Source organism: Methanomassiliicoccales archaeon, from assembly GCA_026394375.1.
Lineage (GTDB): Archaea > Thermoplasmatota > Thermoplasmata > Methanomassiliicoccales > UBA472 > JAJRAL01.
This window is the reverse complement of sequence record JAPKYJ010000015.1, coordinates 28,478-50,457: the sequence shown is the minus strand read 5'-3', so window position 1 is coordinate 50,457 and position 21,980 is coordinate 28,478. Positions and strand designations below refer to the sequence as shown.

The 21,980-nt window shown below is 60.0% G+C and carries 24 protein-coding genes; 7 read left to right on the top strand and 17 right to left on the bottom strand.

The window, feature by feature from the left end:
- Positions 1 to 8: 8 nt before the first annotated feature.
- From rpl7ae to NT137_03305, 13 genes are all read right to left on the bottom strand, one after another.
- On the bottom strand, positions 9 to 380 hold the full coding sequence (gene rpl7ae / locus NT137_03365) for a 50S ribosomal protein L7Ae (GenBank protein ID MCX6652377.1): 372 nt from the start codon (positions 378 to 380) through the stop codon (positions 9 to 11).
- 110 nt (positions 381 to 490) lie between these two features.
- The gene (locus tag NT137_03360; GenBank protein MCX6652376.1) at positions 491 to 1,792 is read right to left on the bottom strand and encodes a radical SAM protein; all 1,302 of its coding nucleotides are present in this window, start codon (positions 1,790 to 1,792) and stop codon (positions 491 to 493) included.
- A 322-nt stretch (positions 1,793 to 2,114) separates the two neighbouring features.
- Positions 2,115 to 3,095: a thiamine pyrophosphate-dependent enzyme gene (locus NT137_03355; GenBank protein MCX6652375.1), complete on the bottom strand. Its 981-nt coding sequence runs from the start codon at positions 3,093 to 3,095 to the stop codon at positions 2,115 to 2,117.
- Positions 3,092 to 4,267, bottom strand: a complete 1,176-nt coding sequence (locus tag NT137_03350; GenBank protein MCX6652374.1) for a hypothetical protein — start codon at positions 4,265 to 4,267, stop codon at positions 3,092 to 3,094. The genes NT137_03355 and NT137_03350 overlap by 4 nt, the downstream gene beginning before the upstream one ends.
- On the bottom strand, positions 4,261 to 5,163 hold the full coding sequence (locus tag NT137_03345) for a 2-oxoacid:acceptor oxidoreductase family protein (GenBank protein MCX6652373.1): 903 nt from the start codon (positions 5,161 to 5,163) through the stop codon (positions 4,261 to 4,263). The genes NT137_03350 and NT137_03345 overlap by 7 nt, the downstream gene beginning before the upstream one ends.
- A gap of 43 nt (positions 5,164 to 5,206) precedes the next feature.
- Positions 5,207 to 5,449: a hypothetical protein gene (locus NT137_03340; GenBank protein MCX6652372.1), complete on the bottom strand. Its 243-nt coding sequence runs from the start codon at positions 5,447 to 5,449 to the stop codon at positions 5,207 to 5,209.
- Positions 5,450 to 5,486: 37 nt separating this feature from the next.
- The gene (locus NT137_03335) at positions 5,487 to 6,473 is read right to left on the bottom strand and encodes a branched-chain amino acid transaminase (protein ID MCX6652371.1); all 987 of its coding nucleotides are present in this window, start codon (positions 6,471 to 6,473) and stop codon (positions 5,487 to 5,489) included.
- Entirely contained in the window at positions 6,463 to 6,825 is a 363-nt protein-coding gene (locus NT137_03330; protein MCX6652370.1) for an acetolactate synthase, read from the bottom strand. Before NT137_03330 ends, NT137_03335 begins: the two co-directional genes overlap by 11 nt.
- Positions 6,826 to 7,136: 311 nt before the next feature.
- A complete protein-coding gene (locus NT137_03325) occupies positions 7,137 to 8,087 on the bottom strand; it encodes an amino acid ABC transporter ATP-binding protein (GenBank protein ID MCX6652369.1) in 951 nt (316 codons plus the stop codon).
- Positions 8,088 to 8,131: 44 nt separating this feature from the next.
- Positions 8,132 to 8,839 (bottom strand): amino acid ABC transporter permease, encoded by a 708-nt coding sequence (locus NT137_03320; protein ID MCX6652368.1) that lies wholly within the window; start codon positions 8,837 to 8,839, stop codon positions 8,132 to 8,134.
- Between the two features lie 60 nt (positions 8,840 to 8,899).
- On the bottom strand, positions 8,900 to 9,706 hold the full coding sequence (locus tag NT137_03315; GenBank protein MCX6652367.1) for a transporter substrate-binding domain-containing protein: 807 nt from the start codon (positions 9,704 to 9,706) through the stop codon (positions 8,900 to 8,902).
- Positions 9,707 to 9,784: 78 nt separating this feature from the next.
- On the bottom strand, positions 9,785 to 10,312 hold the full coding sequence (locus NT137_03310) for a helix-turn-helix domain-containing protein (protein ID MCX6652366.1): 528 nt from the start codon (positions 10,310 to 10,312) through the stop codon (positions 9,785 to 9,787).
- A gap of 6 nt (positions 10,313 to 10,318) precedes the next feature.
- Positions 10,319 to 10,588 (bottom strand): hypothetical protein, encoded by a 270-nt coding sequence (locus NT137_03305; GenBank protein ID MCX6652365.1) that lies wholly within the window; start codon positions 10,586 to 10,588, stop codon positions 10,319 to 10,321.
- 158 nt (positions 10,589 to 10,746) lie between these two features.
- Between NT137_03305 and NT137_03300 the strand changes: the two genes are divergently transcribed.
- From NT137_03300 to NT137_03290, 3 genes are all read left to right on the top strand, one after another.
- Positions 10,747 to 12,060, top strand: coding sequence for a hypothetical protein (locus tag NT137_03300; GenBank protein ID MCX6652364.1), 1,314 nt, complete (start codon positions 10,747 to 10,749; stop codon positions 12,058 to 12,060).
- Positions 12,061 to 12,201: 141 nt separating this feature from the next.
- A complete protein-coding gene (locus tag NT137_03295; GenBank protein MCX6652363.1) occupies positions 12,202 to 13,422 on the top strand; it encodes a hypothetical protein in 1,221 nt (406 codons plus the stop codon).
- A gap of 3 nt (positions 13,423 to 13,425) precedes the next feature.
- Positions 13,426 to 14,535, top strand: coding sequence for a glycosyltransferase family 4 protein (locus NT137_03290; GenBank protein ID MCX6652362.1), 1,110 nt, complete (start codon positions 13,426 to 13,428; stop codon positions 14,533 to 14,535).
- Here the strand turns inward: NT137_03290 and NT137_03285 are convergent.
- Positions 14,532 to 15,362 carry a glycosyltransferase family 2 protein gene (locus NT137_03285; GenBank protein ID MCX6652361.1) on the bottom strand — a complete coding sequence of 277 codons (831 nt, stop codon included), beginning with the start codon at positions 15,360 to 15,362 and terminating at the stop codon, positions 14,532 to 14,534. The genes NT137_03290 and NT137_03285 overlap by 4 nt on opposite strands.
- A 127-nt stretch (positions 15,363 to 15,489) precedes the next feature.
- Here NT137_03285 and NT137_03280 point away from each other — a divergent pair, with 127 nt between their 5' ends.
- A complete protein-coding gene (locus NT137_03280) occupies positions 15,490 to 16,512 on the top strand; it encodes a kinase (protein MCX6652360.1) in 1,023 nt (340 codons plus the stop codon).
- A complete protein-coding gene (locus tag NT137_03275) occupies positions 16,509 to 17,555 on the top strand; it encodes an HAD-IIIA family hydrolase (protein ID MCX6652359.1) in 1,047 nt (348 codons plus the stop codon). Before NT137_03280 ends, NT137_03275 begins: the two co-directional genes overlap by 4 nt.
- Before the next feature lies 1 nt (position 17,556).
- On the opposite strand, the gene NT137_03270 is transcribed toward NT137_03275, so the two are convergent.
- Positions 17,557 to 18,438 carry a glycosyltransferase gene (locus NT137_03270; protein ID MCX6652358.1) on the bottom strand — a complete coding sequence of 294 codons (882 nt, stop codon included), beginning with the start codon at positions 18,436 to 18,438 and terminating at the stop codon, positions 17,557 to 17,559.
- Between the two features lie 164 nt (positions 18,439 to 18,602).
- Here NT137_03270 and NT137_03265 point away from each other — a divergent pair, with 164 nt between their 5' ends.
- Both NT137_03265 and NT137_03260 read left to right on the top strand, forming a co-directional pair.
- The gene (locus NT137_03265; protein ID MCX6652357.1) at positions 18,603 to 19,451 is read left to right on the top strand and encodes a glycosyltransferase; all 849 of its coding nucleotides are present in this window, start codon (positions 18,603 to 18,605) and stop codon (positions 19,449 to 19,451) included.
- Between the two features lie 92 nt (positions 19,452 to 19,543).
- The gene (locus NT137_03260; protein ID MCX6652356.1) at positions 19,544 to 19,924 is read left to right on the top strand and encodes an ACT domain-containing protein; all 381 of its coding nucleotides are present in this window, start codon (positions 19,544 to 19,546) and stop codon (positions 19,922 to 19,924) included.
- 2 nt (positions 19,925 to 19,926) lie between these two features.
- Here the strand turns inward: NT137_03260 and NT137_03255 are convergent, their stop codons facing one another.
- Both NT137_03255 and NT137_03250 read right to left on the bottom strand, forming a co-directional pair.
- Positions 19,927 to 20,826 carry a DMT family transporter gene (locus tag NT137_03255; GenBank protein MCX6652355.1) on the bottom strand — a complete coding sequence of 300 codons (900 nt, stop codon included), beginning with the start codon at positions 20,824 to 20,826 and terminating at the stop codon, positions 19,927 to 19,929.
- 45 nt (positions 20,827 to 20,871) lie between these two features.
- Entirely contained in the window at positions 20,872 to 21,951 is a 1,080-nt protein-coding gene (locus NT137_03250; GenBank protein MCX6652354.1) for an NDP-sugar synthase, read from the bottom strand.
- Between the last annotated feature and the right edge of the window lie 29 nt (positions 21,952 to 21,980).

Genomic DNA, 21,980 nt, shown 5'->3' with positions numbered 1-21,980 from the left:
CCCTCGCTTTACTTCTTAAGCTTCTTGATCTGCTCGGCCAGGGAGTCGATCAGGGGCTTCGCCTTGCCGGCGTCGATCACTGCGATCGAGGCCGTGGGCTTCTCCAGTCCGCAGGCATTGCCCAGCTCAGCCTTGCTAGCGACGTAGGCATAGGGGATGTTGCGCTCCTCGCACAGCATCGGCATGTGCGCCAGGATCTCTGGCGGCTGCACATCCTCAGCCATGACCACGAACGAGGCCTCGCCCCGCTCGACGAGCTTCGTGACCTCGTTGGTGCCCTTCTTCACTTTGCCCGTGTCCCGAGCGAGTTCCACGATCTCATATGCCTTGTCCTGAAGTTCCTTTGGCATCTCAAATCTGACGAATATCGGTTTAGCCATTCTCTTACCTCCTTCGGATGTACGATGACATCTTCATCATTCATCGGCTCAGAAAGAGCAACGCCACCAAAGGGATGATGGTATAAAAGGTTTGTTGGTTATGCGTGCTCTCACTCAGGCACAATCAAGGTTACTGGCTGCTCTTGGTTCGCCGTTGCCTCGCCCTCATCTTGGCCGTTCTGAACGAGCACCTCGTTCATCTTCGCTAGGGTGGACATGGCGATCTTCTTGGTGGCCACGCTCGCGTAGGCGAGGGCTTTGTCCGTGAGCACGAGCTCTTCGCCCTTCCTCTCCATCAGGCCGAGCAGGCGAAGCAACGAGATGTATGAGCCGATCTTGCTGTCCTCGGCGCTCAACGCCTCCAGCTCTGGAATGGTGACTTTTCCGTAGTAGAGGCGTCTAGCCAGCTTGGCCATCGGATAGCCCTTGACTTCAGAGTGCGCGTAAATCGGAAGGAAGCCCTCGCTCAGCCTGCGTATGTAGTCCAAGGTGGATGGTGCGTTCAGGGTGAAGCGGTTGTTGATCATGCCCCAGGCCCTCGGCCCGATGCCGACGAAGTGGCTGTGCTCGTAAGGGCCCTCGTACTCCTCAGGCCTGGTAGAGAAGGACCAAAGGGTGCGCATCTTGTACCCTCTGGAACGCATCGTGTCCACGATGGCCAGGTACTGCTCCTTCTCCGCCTGCGCGTCCTGACCTTCCCATTGCCCGGACCGTTTGGTCAGGGGCGTGTACGGCAAGAGCATGAGCGGATAGGTGGATATGCCCTGGACGCCCAGATCGGTGGCGGTTTCCAGATCCTGGAGCAGCTCGTCCAGGGTCTGCGTGGGCAAGGAGAACATGAGGTCGATGTTAACGTAGTCGAAGCCCGTGTCCATGACCCGGCGCAGGACTTCGATGAGCTGGTCGCGCTTCGTCATCCTTCCCAAGAAGGGGAGCATGCGCTCGTTGAACGTCTGCACTCCCACGCTCAGTTGGCCCACGCCGTTCGAGCGCAGGGAGTGAAGGACCTCATCGCTGAGGTCGGCCGGCCCGGCCTCCATCGCCACCTTGCCGTGGAACTGAAAATGACTCCGGACGATGTCGAGCAGCTGTCCTAGCTCCTTGTGAAGCAGCGACGGCGTCCCTCCGCTCACGTAGACGCGGTCCACCTCCTTCACTTCCACATAGGTGGCGTAGAGTGCCAGCTCCTCGTTGACGGCATCCAAGAATGCTTTGCCATACTCGTTCTTGTACGACTCTCCGGGAAAAGCGCAATAAGAGCACTTCGCGGCGCAGAAGGGCACGCGCACGTTCAGGCCGGTGCGCTCCAGGCTAGCTGGCAGTACGTCCTCTAGCCTGGTCACTTTCTGGAACTCGACCCCAGAAGCCACCCGGTCCGCCAGTCGCTCTACGTAGTGCATGGTGAAGTCCAAGGACAAAACGCACCTCTCCCTCCCTGAACGACACCGAGATATTTCAATTCTGGGCAGGGGCGGCTAGAGGCCAAGATCGGCGATGAGGTGTTTGATAATGGGCGCGCTTCGCCTCAGGGAGTCGACGGTCTTGGTCTCGATGAGCACACTCGCGCCCTTGGCCTAGGTTATGCCTTCCCCCTTCTAGCCTTTGCCTTCTCCTGGGCTCAGAGTTCGACGTAGTCTACGTACACCAGGCGCTTGCCCGGTTCGAGCGGGAAGTTGGAGAGGTGGCACCCCTCTAGCGCTTTCGCGTCCTGCGCGATGGAGACAGGACCAAGCCTCAGACCCCGTGCAGCGGGTCTCCGTCATGCGCCAACGGCTTCTCCGCCTTGTACATCTCGCAGGGGGGAGCTTCGACCTCGTCCTTGTAGTGCATCCACCACTTCTTGCACACCCATTTCTGCAAGGCGTCGATGTCGTCTGGCATCATGTGTGCGAACCGACCCTGCAGCTTCAGATACTCGGTCACCGGCTCCATCCTCTTCGGCTTGTAGGTGACGCTGGGCTCTCCGTGCTCCACCTCGTACAGCGTCCACATGCCCGTCTCCACCGCCAGCCGGGCGAGCTCCATTGTCCTGGACTGCTCGGACCTCCATCCAGGCACGCAGGGAGTGAGGACATGCAGGAAACGGAAGCCCTCCGCCCTCTTGGCCTTCTCCGCTTTCCGAACGAAGTCGTTCCAATGGGCGATGGAGAGGGTGGCCATATAAGGAACGTCGTGGGCGGCCACGATCGAACCGATATCCTTCTTGAAGCGGCGCTTGCCGTGTATCAACTTGCCTGCGGGCGAGGTGGTCGTCCACGCTCCAAAGGGCGTGGCGCCGGACATCTGTATGCCAGTGTTCATATAGGCCTCATTGTCCAGGCACACATACATCACGTCCTCGTTGCGGTCCGCCGCTCCGGATAGCGCCTGGAGCCCGATGTCGAAGGTGCCTCCGTCACCGGCCATGCCCACGACCAGTGCTTTCTTGCCCCTCCGCCTGAGCGCCGCTCTTATGCCAGTGATGACCGCCCCTGTGTTCTCGAAGGCGGTGAAGAAGTAAGGCACATCGAAGGCGCTGGTCGGATACTGCGCCCCGAAGACCACCAGGCAGCTCGCCGGCACATAGACTATCGTCTCCGGGCCGAAGATGCGCATGAGGTTCTTGACCGTGATGGCCACGCCGCAGCCGGGACAGGCCCCGTGCCCCCAAAGGAAGTAGTCCTTGTTCGGAACGTCGCGCAGCGTCAACTTGCCGATGTCCTTGGTCCCGTTCATTCCTGCTCACCTCTCAGCCCGTACCAGTTGACCGCTTTCACTTTCTTCCCCTTCGAGCTTCTCTCTATGACAGCGAAGATATCTCGCATCTCCTCGGTGGTCAGGTCCCGCCCGCCCAATCCTCCAATGTGGTCTGTGATCGGGAGTTCGAGCGCATGCAGCGCGCTCCGGACCTCCGTGAACACCGGTCCGTAAGAGTTGAAACCGATGGAGCGGTCGAAGACCCCCAGGGCTTTGAGGTGCGCGACGGCATCCAACAATTCCTTCTCCGGGAACGGGCGCATGAAGCGCAACTTGATCAGCCCCGCCCGCTTGCCTTTCTCGCGCAACTCGTCCACCACCGCCCTCGCCGTGGAGGTGGCAGTGCCTAAGGACACCAGGGCGAAATCCGCGTCCTCCATATGATAGGGCTCGAACAGACCTCCATAGCTTCGCCCGAACTTCTCCGCAAAGGCCTCGTCCACTTCCTTGACGACCTTCCGCGAGGAATCCATGACCCGGTCCAACTGGTAGCGCATCTCCATGGCGTAGTCCGGCGGCACGATGGGATTGATCATCTTCGGTTCGCCGACGTCCAGCATGTTCAGGGGAACGAACTTGGGCAGGAACTTGTCCACGTCGTTCTGGTCTGGCACATCCACCTTCTCCACCGTATGGGAGAGCACGAAGCCGTCCAGGCACACCATGATGGGCAGCATGACCCGGTGGTCCTCGGCGATGCGATAGGCCTGGAGGGTCATGTCCAGCGCCTCCTGGTTATCCTCCACGTACATTTGCATCCAACCCGACTCCCGCTCGGGCATGGAGTCGTTGTGCTCGAGCCATATGCCCGCCGCCGCTCCCAGGGAACGGTTCACGTTGACCAAGACCACCGGCAGGCGGTTCTGCGGCGCGGCATAGAGCATCTCGTGCATGAGCGCCAATCCCTGCGAGGATGTGGCGGTGAATGTCCGCACCCCGCCCGCGCTCGCTCCCACCGCCACGGACATCACGCTGTGCTCGCTCTCCGCCGGAATGAACTCCGCATCGAGATCGCCGTCGCTGATGAACTCTGAGATTAGCTCGACGATGAGGGTCTGAGGGGTGATCGGGAAAGCGGGAATCACCTCCGCCCTGGCCAGGCGCACCGCCCAAGCCACGGCGTGGTCGGCGGAGAGCACCTTGCTCACCATTCGCGCACCCCCCGCACCATCTCTATTGCGTCCGCGGGACATATCTCCGCGCAGATGCCACAGCCCTTGCAGTAGCGGTAGTCCCAGCGCATGTAGTCGTCCTCCAATCGCTTGATCGTGCCCTCGGGGCAGGACCACCAACAGCGGAGGCAACGGATACATTTCTCTTTCATGTAACGAGGGGAGGAGGTCCTCCAGGTCCCGGTGGGATTCTGCCAGGAGCTGCCCGGACCGACCACGATCTCTCCTCGCTTCTCCACGCCCAGGGCCGTGCCGGGCGGTATCTCGTTCCAGGGTGGCAGCCAGGCATCCTTGTGCACCAGTTCCTTGTCCCCCCTGCATCTGCCGGTGCGAGCCTGCTCGAAAGCGGTCTTGGCCGCTTCCGCGTTCAAGGCTGCGGCCCTCGCCCCCAGCTTCTCCCCGAACTTATCCCGGATGGCCTGCATGATGGTATCCAGGCTGACCAGGTCTTGCGCCTTCGCGACCGCTCCCAACATGGCCGTGTTCACGATGGGCGCCTTGAGCTTCTCGTAGGCGATGGTGGTCGCATCGACCGTGACGCATCTGACCGCCACGCCCAGCTCGTATTCCTCCGGGGCAACGGCCACGTTCACCGCCGCGGCTCCTTCGACTTTGAGGCCTTCCGCGATGGGCTCGATCTCCGGCAGGTAACCGTCGAGCACTACCAGCAGATCCGGCTCGTATATCTGGCTCTTGATGCTGATCTTCTTCTTGTCGATGCGGGCGAACGCCTTGACCGGCGCCCCCCTTCGCTCCGCTCCGAAGTAGGGAAAGGCTTGAGCGTGATAGCCTTCGAGCACCGCCGCCTCCGCCAAGGTCTGCGCGGCCATTACCGCTCCCTGCCCTCCGCGCCCGTGGAACCTGACCTCGAACATCGTTTGCCTCCAGCACGACTATTCCGCCTATTGGTGTACCAGGCTATTTAACACCTGCAATGACGATCGTTCCCGACTCGTCGGTCTTCGCCCTGGCGCCGTTCGCGTCGTAGTAGTAGCGTCCCAGATTCGAGTAAACCCCATTGGCATACTTGTCCACCAGGGTCGGCTGGTCGAAGGAGTTGTAGGTGTACCTGATCTGGACGCTGCCCCCGGTCTTCCGGACGACGTTGCCGTTGCCGTCGTAGACGTAGGAATAGGTGCCGTTGCCGGTGAGCTGGCTCATCTTCCGGTAGGAGTACGTCGGATTCCCCCTTCGTTCATCAAACGAGGTCTAGCCAGTGCATGTAGTGCTGGTTCTTGCCTCGGGCCGCTTCGCGGAAGGCCTTCTGCAGCTTCAGTGTCACTGGGCCAGGCCTTCCCGCCCCGATGACCTGGCTGTCGATGGAGTGGATCGCCTGCACTTCCGCCGCCGTCCCGGTCATGAAGACCTCGTCCGCCACGTACAGCTCGGACCGGGTGATCTCTCTCTCGGTGACAGGCATGTCCATGTCCGTCGCTATCTGCATGATCGAGTCCCGGGTGATGCCCTCCAGTATGCCGGAAGATAGAGGGGGCGTGAACAGCTTTCCTCCGCGGACCATGAAGATGTTCTCGCCCGTGCCCTCCGCCACGTTGCCCTCCGAGTTGAGCATGAGCGCCTCATCGGCCCCTTTGTTCACCGCCTCCAGCCTGGCCATGACGGAATTGATGTAGTTGCCGCATATCTTGGCGTTCAGGGCGGCGGCTCGGTTCGACGGCTTCTCCCAGGAAGAGGTTATGAGTCTGGCACCTTTCTGCATCTGCTCCTCGCCCAGGTAGACGCCCATGTAGACCACCGCTATGGCCACGTTGGTAGGCAGCTTGGCCGGGTTCAGGCCGTAGGTGCCGGTGCCGTAGTAGGCGAGCGGACGGATGTAATCCACCTGCACGCCCGCATTCGCTTTGGCCGTATCCTTCACGGCCTGGCACAGCTCGTCCAAGCTATAGGGTATCTTGAGCGAGATGACCTTGGCCGAGGCCAGGAAGCGCGCCATGTGCTCGCGCAAGCGGAAGATGGCCCGTCCCTTCCCTGTCTCATAGATGCGGATGCCTTCGAAGACGCCCCCGCCATAGTGCATGCAGTGCGTCATGATGTGCACGTTCGCCTGGTCGTAGTCCACCAACCTTCCGTCCATCCAGACCTTTTGAACCGGTGCCGTGTTCTTCCCTCCGCTGATGAGTATTGAGCAATTCCCCCGATAAATAGCTGGCGTGACACTAGAGAGCATTCACCGCGCGGATGAAGGACTCCGGTTTGCTGGCGTCCAACAGCTTGTCCACTTCCTCCAGACTGCCGATGAGCCTGGCCTTTCCCGCTCCATTGGATGCGAGCGCGTAGGCCTCGCGCCGGGTGTTGTCCAGCGTCTCTATGTGGACGACGTCATGTAGGCGCTTGAGGTCCGCCACGGCGATGTCCGCCTGCACCATGTCCTTCACGCTGAGAACGACCCTCGACTTGCCAGCGATCTCGCATCTGCCCACGACGATGGTATCTACGTTGATGCGCTTCCTCGTGAATATGCCCATCACTCTCTGCATGACACCGAACTCGTCGTTGACGACCATCGAGATGACTTCCATTCTCTCACTCCCTGTGCCTTTGTCCGCTCCCCCAAGAGCGATACGAATCCAGCCGAGGCCTTCCGAGCTTGGATGTCGTGAGGAAGAAGCTCGTCCGCTCGCCATCGTCTGCGCGACCCGCGCCCGACCACGAAACGAAGCAAGAGCCCCTCACCCACACACCTCACAACGATCCGCGGGGACTACTCAAGAGAGCGTCCCCTGCTCAGATGACCAAAACCTGCAAGCTGACCGCGCCAGAAAGGACGATGCCCCAAGCCGCAGGGCTAGACATGGAGGGTGTGTATCCCGACCACCATATATATACATTGTCAAGGCGTGGCACGGCCAGTCCCCACTGGCTGGATGTCCGGCACCTCCGCCCTCTGCTCGGCGAACAGCCGATGCAGGAACTGCCTGGTGCGCTCGTTCCTCGGGTTGCTGAAGAACTCCTCTGGGGTGCCCTCCTCCGCGATCACGCCTTGGTCTATGAAGAGGACCCGGTCCGCCACCTCCCGGGCGAAGCCCATCTCGTGCGTGACGATGATCATGGTCATGCCGCTGTTCGCCAGCCGCTTCATCACGTCCAGCACCTCGCCTATGAGCTCCGGGTCCAGGGCAGATGTCGGCTCGTCGAAGAGCATGACCTTGGGGTCCATGGCCAATGCTCGGGCTATGGCCACGCGCTGCTGCTGTCCGCCGGAGAGCTGCCCAGGATAGGAGTCGGCCTTCTCCTCCAGCCCGACCATTCTCAGCGTGTCCATGGCCTTCCTCCCTGCCTCCGAATCGCTCATCTTTCTTACCTTCGTCAAGGCCAGGGTGATGTTCTTTTTGGCGGTGAGGTGCATGAAGAGGTTGAAGCTCTGGAAAACCATGCCCACTTCGCTTCGAACCAGGTTGATGTGGGCCTCCGCTTGACCGCGGGGTTGCCTATCTGACCTGGCATCGGGGTGGTCCTTCCTCGCTTCCTTCCTGGCCTTTGCCCGGATCCGGCGCGCCTCGAGGAACGCCTCCCAACGGTTCTTCTCCACCCGCGCCCTTTCGAGCTCCTGGCTCACGGGGTCGGTTACACGCACGCCTTCGAAATATACATCGCCACTGGTCGGCTCGGTGAGACGGTTGAGGCAGCGCAGGAAGGTGCTCTTCCCTCCTCCGCTCGGTCCGATGACCACCACCACCTCACCCTTGTGGATCTGCACGTTGACGCCTTTCAGCACCTGCAGAACGCCATACCTCTTGCGGGTGAAGAGACGCCTGAATCTTCCTTCCGTCTTGGAAGGCACCCGGAACTCCTTCTTCAGCTCCCTGGTCTCCAAGAGCACTTCGTTCATCGGCGGTCACCGTACCCGGGGATGTGATACTTGCGCTCCAAGGCGCGCATCATGAAGCTCGTGGCATAGGTCAGACAGAGATACAAGAAGGCGGCGAAGATGAAGATCTCAAAGGGCTGGAAGTAGGTGCCGTTGAGCTGCCCGGCCATGGCGGTGATCTCCACCACCGCTATGACTGAGGCGAGAGAGGAGTCCTTGATGACGATGACGAACTCGTTGGTCAGCGGAGGCAGGATGAGGCGCAGGGCCTGGGGGAGGATCACGAAACGCATGGCCTGGAGGTGTGTCATGCCGGTCGCTCGGGCCGCTTCCTCTTGTCCCTTCGGAATGGAATTCACCCCTCCGCGAACGATCTCCGATTGATATGCTCCAGAATGGACGCCCACGGCGATGATGGAAGCCACGAGCGGGTCCATGGCGACGCCCAAGCCTAATGTCAAGCCGAAATACCACAAGAAGAGCTGTACCAACAGTGGAGTTCCTCGCACCACGTCAACATAGGCCGTGGCCGGATAGCGCACCAACCTGAACCTGGACACCCGGGCTAGGCCGCCAACGATCCCCAACCCGAAGCCTAGGATTATGGCGCAAGCTGAGATCAGAACGGTCATGATCACTGGGTTGAGGAACAGCCCAACGTGCTCCAGGATGTTGAACTGCGAGCTGGTGTCGCCTATGGCCTGAGGGACCGACCACACATCCATTTGCACTTACCTCTGCTGCGGGATAAGAAAAGGATTGGATAAAGGGGTTTTGGAGCGAACTCAGAACCACTTGTCCATGAGCTGCTGCATCTCGCCGGAGTGCACGAGATCCGCGAGGACCACGTTGATGAAGTCCTTCAGGTCGCCGGCGGACTTGCGCACGGCCACTCCATAGTACTCGTTGGTGACGATGGTGAAGCTGTCCTTCAGCGCTCCTGCGTTCAGGGAGACGTACTTGTCCGCCGTGGGCTTGTCGATGATGACCGCATCCACTCCCCCGGACAGAAGGTCCTGTATCGCCGTGTAGGCGTACGGGAAGCGCTTGACGTCGCTAGCACTGACGTGACCGGCTGCCACCAGTTCTGCGTCCACCCAGAAGTCACCTGTGGTCGCCAGGTTGACCGCTATCTTCTTGCCGTAGAGGCCCTCCACCGAGGCGATGCTCGATGAGGATTTGACCAGTATCGCCTGGTCTGCCGGCCCGTAGTAGGGGTCGGAGAAGGATATGGACTGGCTGCGCTCCGGAGTGATCGTCATGCCGGCGATGACCACGTCCACCGTGCCCACGATCACGCTCCCCACCAGCGCGTTGAAGCCCAAATCTCTGATCGTAATCCCAACGTTCAATCGGTTGGCGATCTTCATCCCGATGTCGATGTCGAATCCTTCGATCTGCCCCGATGAGGCGTTGAACATCTCGAACGGCACGAAGCCGCTCGAGGTGCCGATGATCAGCGTTCCCCTGCTCTTGATCTTGTCGATCGCGCTTTTCTCTGCACCCAAGCAACCAATAAAGCAGGTGGACAAGAGCGCCGCGACAAGGATGACCCCGATTATTTTCATGGAACCTTTCTTGCTGTCGAGCAATTCCTCCCCTCCGTGGAATCCCTTGGGTAACCAAGATGCGTGCCGCGGATTATAAGCTTGTTCCCAGCTAGCATTTGACTAGGCGCTTCCGAGCTTACCCCAGATGTCCGCGAAACGATCGACGGCGTCGCTTTCCAGGCTCTCCCTCAACGAGACCAAGAGATCGGCCACATAGCTGAGGTCCTCCACCGAGTAGATCGATTCCTTCTCCCGCTTGGATACGACGATCATGCCCCGGGCGCTCAGGCGCTTGAGATGATAGGAAAGGGTGGACTTGGAGATACCCATGGCGGCCTTCAGCTGCTGGAAACTTGAGGGACCGTTCAGAATGAGATGCATGATGATCTTTCTCGGCATTTTCTGTCTCAGCACCGACATGGTCCGTCGGTCCTTGAGGTGGAAGCGGTCCGCTGGGAAGTAGCACTTGTAGTATCCATCCTCCTCCACCCTCAGCACCTGTCGCTTCTCCATGTAGTCCAGGTGATAGGCGAGCAGCCCGGTCTGCATCCCTAGTCCACGTTCCATCTCACGCACGTGGGTCCCGGGATGCTTGGCCACGAACTGGTAGATCTTCCTTCGGTTCTCTAGGTTGAGGGCCTCGTCCATGCGCTCTCATCTCTTCAACAAAGCGATGTAGAGAGCCACCAATATCGCCAGGTTCAGGACGACCAGTATCGGGGACATCTCTAGGTCATGCCATTCCATGAAGGTGGAGGATAGCACACCCAGAGAGACAACGCCGAAGACCCCGAAGGCCAGGGAGACGATCGCCAACCTCGCTTCCCGATGCCGGCGCCAAGCGACCAGGGACACAGCGAATAACAGAATCGAGAAGCCTGCGAAACATGACCTGAGGAACAGGTCCAAAGGTGTGAGTGTCACGCCCTTTCAGACCTCCCCGCTCGCCTAAATACTTTCTGCAAATCCGCCCGACCTGCCTTTCTCCCCGGATCGGCCAAACACAAAGTTCGAAGCTCGTACCAGTCGGTTCGAGACTTGCACCATAAACCACTTAATGTCGCCACGTACTCGCAGCAAATATGAGAACGGGAGCACGAGCCTTCAAGATGATCCTGCCCGCGCTGCTGGCCCTCAGCGTCCTATCCCTCCTCTCCACCTCCGTCCTTGCTGGCGGAGGCATGATGCAAGGCCAGTCAGCTCCGGGCAATAGCATTCAAGCCGGTGCAGGGGGCATGGGCGGCCCAGGCAACGGCATGTGGAAGGACCAGTCCGGATACATGAATGGCGGAGGCCATCAGAACGCCCAGCAGATGCAGGAGACCATGCAGTTCATGATGGACAACGGGTTGAAGATGGGATTCTTCGGCCGACCGAACTACTCCGACGGCGTCGCCGAGGGACGTTTCATCGCCTTCCACTTGAACGAGAGCACCGGCGTCATCACCCACTATCAGATGAAGCGGAACAGCGTCCTGGTGAACGTCTTCGATTCCCTGAGCGTGGATGGGTTCATTCCCACCAACATCTCCACCTATGGTTCGGTCATGTTGATCCGCAATGCGTCCGTGATCATCATCATCCATGATAACCCCACGGCCATGTTCCACGTGGTCGCCAACGGGACGGTCCAGGTCACGATGGACCTGGCTTCGGGTTTGAACGTCACCTCCATTCCTTTGCCATACGACTCAGCTGAGGTTCTAGACCACGCCCTTCTGGTCCATGGGAAAGGCGTGCATGCGCTCATAGGCACGGACCATACCTCGCTCAACGTCACCGGGACGCCCCTTGACTATGTGGTCAAGGCGCAGCTTGCGGATGACCACCTGATGTTCCGATCCAAGCCGCTGCTAGTGCGTCACCACTGGATGCACGAGGATGCCCTGGAGCGGGCGCTGGAACGGCACCGCCTGGGAGCGGAGATGTCGCTCATGGTGTATCAGGGAAACGCCTTGTACGAGACGATGGAGTATGACCACGCCCTGAGCCTGCAGGTGATCAAAGCGGAGCGCAACCGCATTCAGCTTCAGGTGTCCTCCGATGAGCACCAGGGCAAGGTCATACTGGTGAACCTGGACCGGGACACCCTGGACGTGATCAAGGGCACTCCGACGGTGAGGTTGGACGGCTCAGCGATCAGGCAGACCTCCAACCCGCTGGAGGTGCTGGAGGCGAACGGTTCCGCGGCCGGCGATGCGGTGTACTGCATCGTCTCCTCTGGCGACGTGGCCCAGGTCATGGTGTACGTGCCGAGCTTCTCCACCCACGAGATCATCATCGAGAGCGCCCTGCCATTGGACCAAGTGGCCGGATTGGCAGGCATAATGGCGGTGGGAGGGGCACTTGCGGTGATCGCAGTGGCCGCATTGGTGCTCGTCCGCAGGAAGGGTTAGAGCCATATCCCCCAGGCTCCACCCTCCCCCTCCCTTTTTCCTTTTCCCTCGGAACGATCCTCCTTCAGCATCCCGGTCCGTTCCCTAGCCCTGCAGCGCAAAGATTGAAATAATCCCTAGCACAACTCCCGGCAGATTCCTTTGAAGGGAGGAGGCTGGCTGCACCGGACGGAAAAGAGGCTCAGGGCCATCCCTACCTCCAAGAGGGCGCTGGTCGTCCTGGTAGTTGGCGTTCTTCTCCTGGGAGGATTGATCGCCCTGGACCAGCTCTGGCTCCGGAAGGCGCTCACCGATTCCTTCGGTCCGCTCTCCGATGTGCCATTCTATCGAAACCGCACACAGGCGGTGCTGGATGGAAAGGTGCTCTATCGGGACGTCAAGATGGAATCGCCCCCGCTCGTCGTCTACCTCTTGCTTCCTCCGCAGATGGCCGGAGGATCGGAGCTAGCCTACCAGATCTACTTCTCCCTGTTCACGATACTGACGGCGCTGACGCTCTACTGGGGTCTAAGACGCTATGATGACTTCCGCGCTTTCGTCGTCTCCCTGCTCTTCCTCGGCTCTCCCTTCGGCACGGTCGAATCGACCATTGGCATCCAGGATGAATCGATCATCGTCTTCATGTTCATCGCCGCTGCGGTGCTCGCCATCCAGGCCAAAGGAAGGCTGAGCAGCGTCGTCTCCGCCATAGGAGTCTGGACGAAGGTCTTCCCCGGGCTCTTCTATCCCGTTCTGTTCCTGCGCACCCGTTCCTGGAAGGAGCGGAAATGGCAGATCGGGGCTATTGTCCTCATCTCGTTGCTCATATCGCTGCCGTTCCTGATCCTGGCCCCGGTGGAGTTCCTCAAGTTCCCGTTGTACTACCTGCTGGGCTCGGGAGATGGAGGGGAGAGTGTCAACCCCACGGGAGGCATATCGGTCTGGGACTTCTTGCGGACCGGTGGTCTGGACATCCCAGGAATGGTGCTGCTGCCGCTCACCATCATCGCCTATGTTGGAGCGTTATGGTACGGAAGGAAGAAAGGCATGGACATCTGGCCAGCGACACTGCTGGTCCTGGTGGCCTTCGTCATCTTCTATCCACGGATCTGGATCGGATACTTCGTCCTCCCTGTGACCTTCCTGTTGCTATGGGCCTCGGAGGATTGGAGGATCAGCCTGCGTTGCTTCCTGATGTACTTGCCGTTCCTGGCCACTCTGGCTTTCACCGGGGATAATGTGCGCTATGTCCCGGTGATCGACTTCCCCGGGTCATGGGTGGTGGGACTGGCTTTCACCGTCTTGGGGCTCTACATGTTGGTCGATACCGCCCGCTTGGTGCTGGGGAGACCCTCCTTCATCGATGCCCGAAAAGGAGGATAGAGGATGCGCATCCTCATGGTGACCAAGTTCTACCACCCGCGCATCGGGGGGGTGGAGACCACGGTCAAGGAGCTTTGCGAGGAATTCGTCCGTCGCGGCCACCGGTGCACAGTGGTCACCATGGACCGTGAGCTGCGCGGAAGAGAGATGATTAACGGCGTGGAGGTAATCCGATATCCCGTGGACACCAAGCTCCTTGGCGGCCTGAACCGGCACGTCTGGCGCCACCTTTCTCAGGAGGTGAGACCCGGTACGTTCGACGTCGTGCATCTGCATTCCTATCACATACTGCTCTCGGCGCAATCGGCCTATCTGTGCCACCGACGCAGGGTGCCATACATATTCTCCGCGCATTACCATGGCAAAGGCCACACCCCGCTTCGCAACCTCCTGTTCCGATCATATCACCTCGCAGGCAAGTACGTCCTCAGGTGGAGCGAGAAGATCACCTGCGTCTCCGAATACGAGAGGGGCCTGCTGCTGAGGGACTTCCCTGGGTTGGAAGGGAAGGTGGGGGTCATACCCAGCGGCATCAAGGAATTCCCTTCCCTGGCCGTGGAAAGGAGAAAGGATACGCTCCTCTACGTCGGCCGGGTGATGATGTACAAGGGCATCGACCACGTGCTCCGGGCAATGAAGGTCCTGAAGGACCGGGGAAAGGAGGTAAGGCTGCGGGTGGTCGGCTCCGGGCCCGAAGAGGGGGCTTTGCATGAACTGGCTCAGCAGCTGGGAGTGGATGGGGGCGTGACCTGGCTAGGGGACGTTGACGATGATGAACTGAACCGCGAGTATCGTTCTTCGGCAGCCCTGGTCCTTCTCTCCGCGGCGGAGGCCTACGGACTGGTGGTGGCGGAGGCGTTGTCCTGTGGTACCCCGGTCATCGTGGCGAAGAAGGAGGCTTTGGTGGAGTTCCTGAGCGAACCTGGATGCGTGGGCGTGGACTGGCCTCCGGACCCAGAGAAGGTCGCGGACACGGTGCAAAATGTGTTGGAGGGCAGGGAGGCCACCAAGGTCGGTCCCTTCAGCAACAAGATCGCTCCCTGGGGCGCGATAGCGCAGGAGTATCTGCGCTTATACGATTCGGTGATGGCCGTCCGGGGTCCCGATCGCTAGCGCCCGGCTAGATGGCCGAGCTTGAAGGACAGCTCCTTGACCAGCGAGAGCATGACGTACCTGCCTTTGATGGCCCTCACCAGCTGCCTTATCGTCGGCTCGTTGCGCCCGATGTCTCCCTCCAGCTCTCCCATGTCCACCGACCGGGCGCTCTTGCCGGCCTTGTACGAATGACGCATGAGCGCGAGCCACCCCGCTTCCTCCATATGCATGACGCCCTGAGACAGGAGGCCGATGCGCTTCGAAATCGCGTACGTGCGCCGGAAGAGCAATCCGTCCTCGTAGACGAAGACCTTGGACGGCTTGTCCTCGTCCAGACCTTCGTAGGCCCGCGCAAGCAGCTCCCGCCTGAAGAAGCGCGGATAGAGGTTGGGGCCCGTTCCTGTCATAGGATCGGCGGCGGCATGCATGGCCGCCTTCTGCCTGCACAGCGATCGCTGCAGCCATCCCTTCGGTCGGTAGGACGTCTCCTCCAAGATGAGCATGTCCTTGTCTGCCATGGCTTTCACCGCCCGGGCGACCGTGTCAGGATAGAGCACTTGATCCCCGTCCAGGAAAAGAATGAGGGTGCCTTTGCTCTCTTGAAACCCCCGTCGGCGAGCGCCCATGAGCCTGCCTGGATAGGGGACCACGGAGGCTCCATGCTGACGGGCGATCTCTTGCGTGCGGTCCCTGGATCCAGAATCGACCACCAGGACCTCCAGGTCTTCGTAGGTCTGCTCCGCAACCGCCTGCAGCGATAATGGCAAGGAGGACTCCTCATTGAGAGTGGGGATGATGACCGAGACCAACGGCCCCTTGTCCTCGTTGGAGAGGGCTTTAGGCATGCGTCCGTCCTCATGACGCCCGGGAATCAAATACTTATGCCGGACGCTCCTGGCCAGCCCGACACGAGCTGGAATGATTCCGATCTCACAACGGTTTGTATATACGTGGGAAGGGATACGTGGCGTGATGAGCGAGGCCAAGATCGTCATCAGGAGCAAGGCCCCGTTGCGCATCAGCTTCGCCGGAGGCGGAACCGACGTCCCGCCCTATTCCGATGAGCGCGGCGGAGCGGTGCTGTCCTCGACCATCGACCGTTACGCCTATTGCACCATATGTCCTCGCGCGGACCGGGAGATGAGGATCCGTTCCCTGGATTTCGCCCAGGACGAGAACTGGCCCGCCAACGGGAGCATGTTGCGCTACGACGGCAACCTTGATCTGATCAAGGCGGTGCTCAACCACTTCGAGGTGGCCGAAGGCTTCGATATGCTCCTACATTGCGATGCTCCCCCTGGCTCGGGACTTGGCGGTTCCAGCACCGTCATGGTCTCCATCATCGGGGCGGTGTCGGAGTGGTTGAAAAAGCCTCTGTCCCAATACGAGACCGCCCGCCTGGCCTACGTGCTGGAGCGTGAGGAGCTCGGCTTCGCGGGAGGCAAGCAGGACCAGTATTCGGCCGTCTTCGGCGGCTTCAACTTCATGGAGTTCCGGGGCTCCGAGACCATCGTTACCCCATTGCGCATCAGGACCGAAGTGCTGAACGAGCTGCACTATCACATGCTTCTCTGCTACACCGGGAAGACCAGAGATTCGGCGAACATCATCCAGGACCAACAGAAGGCATACAGGAGCGGGCAGAACCGGGAGGCCTTGGATAGCGCCAAGAGCTTGGTCTTCGAGACCAAGGACGCGCTCATGAAAGGTGAGATCCTCCGCATCGGACAACTCCTGCACGAGTCCTGGGAGCAGAAGAAGCGCTTCACTTCGCACATCACCAACTCCCGCATCGACAATATCTACGAGACGGCGAGGGCCAACGGAGCCATTGGCGGGAAGATCTCCGGCGCCGGGGGCGGTGGGTTCATGTTCTTCATCTGTGAGTACGATCGCAAGCATCGGGTGGCAGAGGAGCTACAGAAGCTGGGCGTAGAGGCCGTAAACTTCAACTTCGACAAGCACGGATTGCAGACCTGGAGATACAGGGCATGAGATCGCTCGTGGACCGAGAGCTAGAGGAGAGCGCCTCCGTGACGGGGAGCATAGACCCGGAGCAGGTGTTGCGCGTGGCGGACGTGCTCACCCTTGTATTCCGCTCCAAGCACAAGGTGGTGCTCTTTGGCAATGGCGGCAGCGCGGCGGACGCGCAGCACATCGCCGCCGAGTTCTCTGGTAAGTACATGTTCGATAGGGCGCCGCTGAACGCAGTGGCGCTGACCAACCTCTCTTCCATCACTGCCATCGGGAACGACTACTCCTACGAATGCGTGTTCGAGCGCCAAGTGGAAGGAAGCATCCGGGAAGGAGATGCGGTGGTGGCCATATCCACCTCCGGCAACTCGAAGAACGTTCTGCGGGCGGTGGCCAAGGCCAAGGAGCTGGGGGCGAGGACTGTGGGGTTCTCCGGACCAACAGGCAAGCTGAAGGATGTGGTGGATGTCGCCCTCACCATCCCTTCCAAGAAGACCTCTCACATACAGGAAGGCTACATGGCCGCCGCACACGTGGTCTGCGGCATGGTCGAGCGCGCGCTCTTCGGCCGCCGGGCGGTCTTCATCGACAGGGACGATACTATAGCCAAGGACGTGCCCTACTGTCCCGAGCCAAAGGACCTTATGCTCGTTCCTGGCGCGGGAAAGGCGATCAAGAGGCTGAATGACGCTGGGTTCCTGGTCATCGTGGTCACAAACCAGTCCGGGGTGGCGCGGGGCTACTTTGACGAAGCAATGCTATCTGATATCCACGAGAAGATGAAGAAGGACCTGGCGAAGAGCGGGGCCAAGGTCGACGGCATCTACTACTGTCCGCATCTTCCGGAGGCGGGATGCCGTTGCCGCAAGCCGGAGGTGGGCATGGTGATGCAGGCGTTGGAGGATTTCCCGATCGACCTCTCCTCCTCCTACGTCGTGGGGGACAGCGAGCACGACCTGGACCTCGGCAGGAGGATCGGAGCGAAGCCGATCCGGGTCAGCGAGTCGTTCACCCTTTCCCAGGCCGTGGACCGCATACTGAAGGAGAGCAAGAAGAAGATCTGAGCTAGCGGTCCAGGTCCTTAGTGGAGCGCACCTGGCTCCAGACCGGCTTGTCGCCCTTGTCGAAGGTCACGTGCACCGTGGCGTAGACCCGAGCGCCCAGTTCGATGATCACCGCCAGGAAGATGCGTAGAGGGTGCTTGTTCTCATTGGCGAAGGTGGTGTAGGCACGTAGGAGCGTTCCTACGTCCCAGGTGGAGAGCTCGTAGCCGAACCACTTGCGCATATACCTCTCTCCGATGTTGACGCGCGTCCTCTGTTTGAGGAAGTCTCGGATGTCGCCCGGGCCACGATTGTGCACGATCGCCTCTGGGACGTAGATCGTGCGCAGACCGCGCTTCTCCAGCTCCATGCGGATGATGTCCTCGTCGGATTGCGTTCCTTCGGGCAGTTCGATGCCTGGATCGCGGAAGGCCACCAGCTCCCCCACCTTGGGATGGATGAGCGCCACCCGGTGATGCATGTCCCAGAGCATGTGCACCGCGAAACCGGTGAACTTGTCCTTTGGATTGACGGGGACGGGGTGGCCGCCGGTCATGCCGACGCTTTTGTCGAGGAATGGTTCGAGAAGTGCCTGCAAAGCTCCGGGCTCAAGACGGTTATCGGCGTTCGCCAGGACCAGGATGTCGGCCTTCGCCAGTCGCAGGAAGAGGTTGATGGCGGAGTTCTTACCCTTCCTCTCTTCCTGCACGTGCAGCTTCGCCTTGGCATCTACCGCTTCGTATTCCATCACGTACTGGTTGGTGCGGTCGGTGCTGCCGCTGGAGATCACCAGCACCTCGACGAGCTCAAAGCCCTGAAGCGCTTGCGAAGAGATCGACTCCAGGCAGGCGCGCACGTTCCTTTCTTCGTTGTACGCGCACACGCCCAACGACACCGAAGGCATGCTCGAACCCTGTGCATATCCCCCGGCGATATTTTAAGGTGCTATGGCCGAGGACATATACACCGGGCGCTCGTTTGAGAGACGGTCGGATGGCGTCCCGCGCCTCGCAGGCGCCCGTCCCATCCCACAAGGGATATATACTAACACGGGCTTTTTTGTTGGGAATGGGAATGGTTCAGAAGGCGAGGGAGGGGTTCGCCGACCTAACGGTAGTTCTGCCCACTTACAACGAAGTGGAGAACATCCAGCGCATGGTACCTGAGGTCTTCCGCATTTGTCCCGGGGCCCATGTCGTAGTGGTGGACGATTCGTCACAAGATGGGACCGGTGCGGCCGTTTCAGAGATGATGGCGTCTTATCCAGGGCTCCGCCTGATAGAGCGGGACATCTCCAAGAAGGGATTGACCGCCTCGGTCATGGAGGGCATCGCTAGCGTGGAGACGGAGTTCTTCGTTGTCATGGATGCCGACTTCCAGCACCCTCCCGCTTCTGTGGAGAACCTCTACTGGGAAATGAGGCAGGGTGCCAATCTGGTAGTCGGCGTGCGACATGGCATGGGCCCGCTGCACTTCTCCCGCAAGGTGGCGTCCTGGGGGGCGCACAAGCTAGCCTCTACTTACCTATGGTTCAGGAGACGACCTCGATCAGCAGACCTCATGAGCGGGTTCTTCGGCGGTCGCACCGAAATGGTACGCGAGGTCATCCAGCGCAAGGGTATGAGGTTCGAAAAGAAGGGCTTCAAGGTGCTCTTCGACATCCTCAAGTCCTGCCCTCGGGGTACGGATGTGCGCGAGGTCGGCTTCACCTTCGGGGACAGGGCCAGCGGCCACTCCAAACTCAGCTCTGACATCGTACTCTCGGTGATGAGGCAGTGCGGTGCCTTCGGAAAGCTGGCGAGCTTCTCCTTCGAGTTCTTCTTCATCAACCGGGCGGGGCGCGTGCTCGGTCTGCTTATCTTGGTGGCGATATTCGCAGTCGCATTGATGATGGGCAATTCGCCAGCAAAACCGTAGTCGCTATTCGAAATTCGCAATCATTCCGGCCTCATTGCTCACTAGTCGCAACATATTTCTACTAAGCGCCGCCAATGTGATTGGGGGAATGCATGAGGCAGTTCGAGGTCTGCGTGACGAACAAGCCTGGTGAAGTCGCTCGGCTTGCTGAGGTATTGGCCAAGAACGCCGTGAACATCCGCGGGATATCAACGGACCTGGGCGGCAACCCGGGCATCATCCGCGTGATCACGGACGATGAGGCCAGCGCCCGAAGGGTGCTGACCAGTAGCGGCATGGACTTCGTCGAGCGCGACATCGTGGTGATCTCCATGTCCGACAAGCCTGGAGAGCTGGCGAAGTTGACGAAGAGACTTGCACGGGCGGGGATCAACATCGAGAGTCTGTTCATACTAGGCCCCAAGACCTCAGAGGTCCAGGTGGCTATAGGGGTCGACCAAAGGGACCGAGCCCAGGAGCTCCTCCTGAAGTGACCTCAATCTCCTTTGTTCTCTCTTTCGTTGCCGTTTGGCCTGGCGCTCACGAAGAGGATTGAGAGCACGATGAACACGCCTCCAATGGCGGTCGGCCAGCCTGGCATCTCGCTCAGAACGAGGTAAGCGAACACCATTGCGAAGACGATCTCCAGCAGTAGGATGATGGAGGACTCGGTCGCGCCTTTCCCTCTCAGCCCCATGATATAGAGGAGCCAGGCGCCCCCCGTACATACAGTACCTAGGTACACCATGACGGCGGAGCCCGCCAGATCAAGCGCGTAGTTGGTGGTGAACAACAAAGCAATGGGTATGGAGAAGATGGCCGTGGAGGTCACGACCGCGGCAGAAATCATCAGCGGTTCGGTCCTGGGCCCCACCAACTTCTTCTGGAAGACGATGTAGAAGGCCCACACCACTCCTGCGCCAAAGACCAGGATGTTGCCGACAAAACTGCCTTGGGTCAACTGGCTCAGATCGCCTCCAGTGGAGACGAACCCCACACCCACTAGGCCAAACAATAGGCCGTAGACGGTGTACCGGGTAATCTTCTCCGCCAGAACGAAGTAGGAGATGATGACCACAAAGACCACGTTGATGTCCACCAGAAGCACGGTGTTGGTGGCGGTGGTCTGGGTCATACCCACGTTCTGCAGTGTGAGGCCCACGGCATTAATCAGTCCGATCCCCCAGATCAGCTTGTTGCGGAAGATCTCCGGTCTGAACTTCTTGGTGAGGAAGGCTATGAGCAAAAGCAGCTCCGCCCCGATGACCCACCGCATCATGCCGAAGTAGAACGGGTCGACGTGGCCCACGCCGATCTTGGAGGCCACGAAGGACGTGCCCCACAAGATGCTGGACAGTATGAGCAGCTGCTCATACACGTCGACCTTGAACCTCATGCCCGCCGATTACCGAGGGAGTATTTCTAGGGAACGGTGGACCGCTCACTCCAGCGTGATGCCTTTCAGGCTCTCTCCGGGCCGCACCCTGACCTCGTCCCCCAGGATGCAGTCGCTCAGCACCGCTCCTTCACCGACCACACAGGCATCGCCGACCACGCAGCCCTCGAGCTTCGCTCCGGGACCGATGAACGCCTTCGAGAGGACCAAGGACCGTTCTATATGCGCCCGTTCTCCCACCTGCGTGCTCTCGCCGATAGCGCATTCGGTGAGCCACGAACCGTTGCCGAGCACCACTCCTTTCCCAAAGAAGGCGGGGCCTCGTATCTTTGCGCCTTTCGCTCGCAGCTCCGAGGCGACGACCTTTCCTCGCACATCCGCGCCTTCGATGGTCATATCCACGCCTCGTCTCTCCGCCATACTTATGTTCGCCTCTAGAAGATCCTGAGGTCGTCCGATGTCCTTCCACATGCCCTTCAACCTGGAGCCGAATAAGGGATGCCCCGCCTCCAGCAGTCTGGGGAAGAGGTTCTTGGAGAAATCGAACTTCGTGCCGTCTGGAACGTGGGAGAACGCATCCCTCTCGATGACGTACACGCCGGCATTGATGAGATTGGAGAACACCTCGTTGGGATGTGGCTTCTCTTTGAAGCGGACTATGCGATCGTTCTCGTCCAGACCGACGATGCCGAACTCCGTCGGCCTGTCCACTTCCGTCAAGGCAATGGTCACCATTGCTCCGTTCTCATGATGCGATCGGATGACCGCCTCCAGATCGATGTCCATCAAGGTGTCGCCCATGACCACGACGAAGGTGCGGTCGAGCCTCTTCTCCAGCAGCTTGACCGCTCCCGCCGTGCCCATGGGTTGCTCTTCGAAGGCGTAGGTCATGTTCAAGCCCATTTCGCTGCCGTCACCGAGGGCGTTCAAGACCGCATCAGAATGGTAGCTACAAGCAAGGAAGACACGGCCGATACCAGCAGAGGAAAGCGAGCGCAACGAATACTCGACGCACGGTCGCCCGAGGACCGGCAGCAGAGGCTTGGGGCGCCGGTTGGTCAAGGGACGGAGCCTCGTCCCCTCTCCGCCCACCAGCACCACCGCTTGTCCCACGCCGTGGATCATAGCGAGAAACCCTAGCGACGAATCCTGGC

Coding starts and splice junctions, on each gene's coding strand:
- rpl7ae (MCX6652377.1), bottom strand. CDS start 380: ATGGCTAAACCGATATTCGTCAGATTTGAGATGCCAAAGGAACTTCAG.
- NT137_03355 (MCX6652375.1), bottom strand. CDS start 3,095: ATGAACGGGACCAAGGACATCGGCAAGTTGACGCTGCGCGACGTTCCG.
- NT137_03350 (MCX6652374.1), bottom strand. CDS start 4,267: ATGGTGAGCAAGGTGCTCTCCGCCGACCACGCCGTGGCTTGGGCGGTG.
- NT137_03345 (MCX6652373.1), bottom strand. CDS start 5,163: ATGTTCGAGGTCAGGTTCCACGGGCGCGGAGGGCAGGGAGCGGTAATG.
- NT137_03340 (MCX6652372.1), bottom strand. CDS start 5,449: ATGAGCCAGCTCACCGGCAACGGCACCTATTCCTACGTCTACGACGGC.
- NT137_03335 (MCX6652371.1), bottom strand. CDS start 6,473: ATGCTCTCTAGTGTCACGCCAGCTATTTATCGGGGGAATTGCTCAATA.
- NT137_03330 (MCX6652370.1), bottom strand. CDS start 6,825: ATGGAAGTCATCTCGATGGTCGTCAACGACGAGTTCGGTGTCATGCAG.
- NT137_03320 (MCX6652368.1), bottom strand. CDS start 8,839: ATGGATGTGTGGTCGGTCCCTCAGGCCATAGGCGACACCAGCTCGCAG.
- NT137_03310 (MCX6652366.1), bottom strand. CDS start 10,312: ATGGACGAGGCCCTCAACCTAGAGAACCGAAGGAAGATCTACCAGTTC.
- NT137_03300 (MCX6652364.1), top strand. CDS start 10,747: ATGAGAACGGGAGCACGAGCCTTCAAGATGATCCTGCCCGCGCTGCTG.
- NT137_03290 (MCX6652362.1), top strand. CDS start 13,426: ATGCGCATCCTCATGGTGACCAAGTTCTACCACCCGCGCATCGGGGGG.
- NT137_03285 (MCX6652361.1), bottom strand. CDS start 15,362: ATGCCTAAAGCCCTCTCCAACGAGGACAAGGGGCCGTTGGTCTCGGTC.
- NT137_03280 (MCX6652360.1), top strand. CDS start 15,490: ATGAGCGAGGCCAAGATCGTCATCAGGAGCAAGGCCCCGTTGCGCATC.
- NT137_03275 (MCX6652359.1), top strand. CDS start 16,509: ATGAGATCGCTCGTGGACCGAGAGCTAGAGGAGAGCGCCTCCGTGACG.
- NT137_03270 (MCX6652358.1), bottom strand. CDS start 18,438: ATGCCTTCGGTGTCGTTGGGCGTGTGCGCGTACAACGAAGAAAGGAAC.
- NT137_03265 (MCX6652357.1), top strand. CDS start 18,603: ATGGGAATGGTTCAGAAGGCGAGGGAGGGGTTCGCCGACCTAACGGTA.
- NT137_03260 (MCX6652356.1), top strand. CDS start 19,544: ATGAGGCAGTTCGAGGTCTGCGTGACGAACAAGCCTGGTGAAGTCGCT.
- NT137_03255 (MCX6652355.1), bottom strand. CDS start 20,826: ATGAGGTTCAAGGTCGACGTGTATGAGCAGCTGCTCATACTGTCCAGC.
- NT137_03250 (MCX6652354.1), bottom strand. CDS start 21,951: ATGATCCACGGCGTGGGACAAGCGGTGGTGCTGGTGGGCGGAGAGGGG.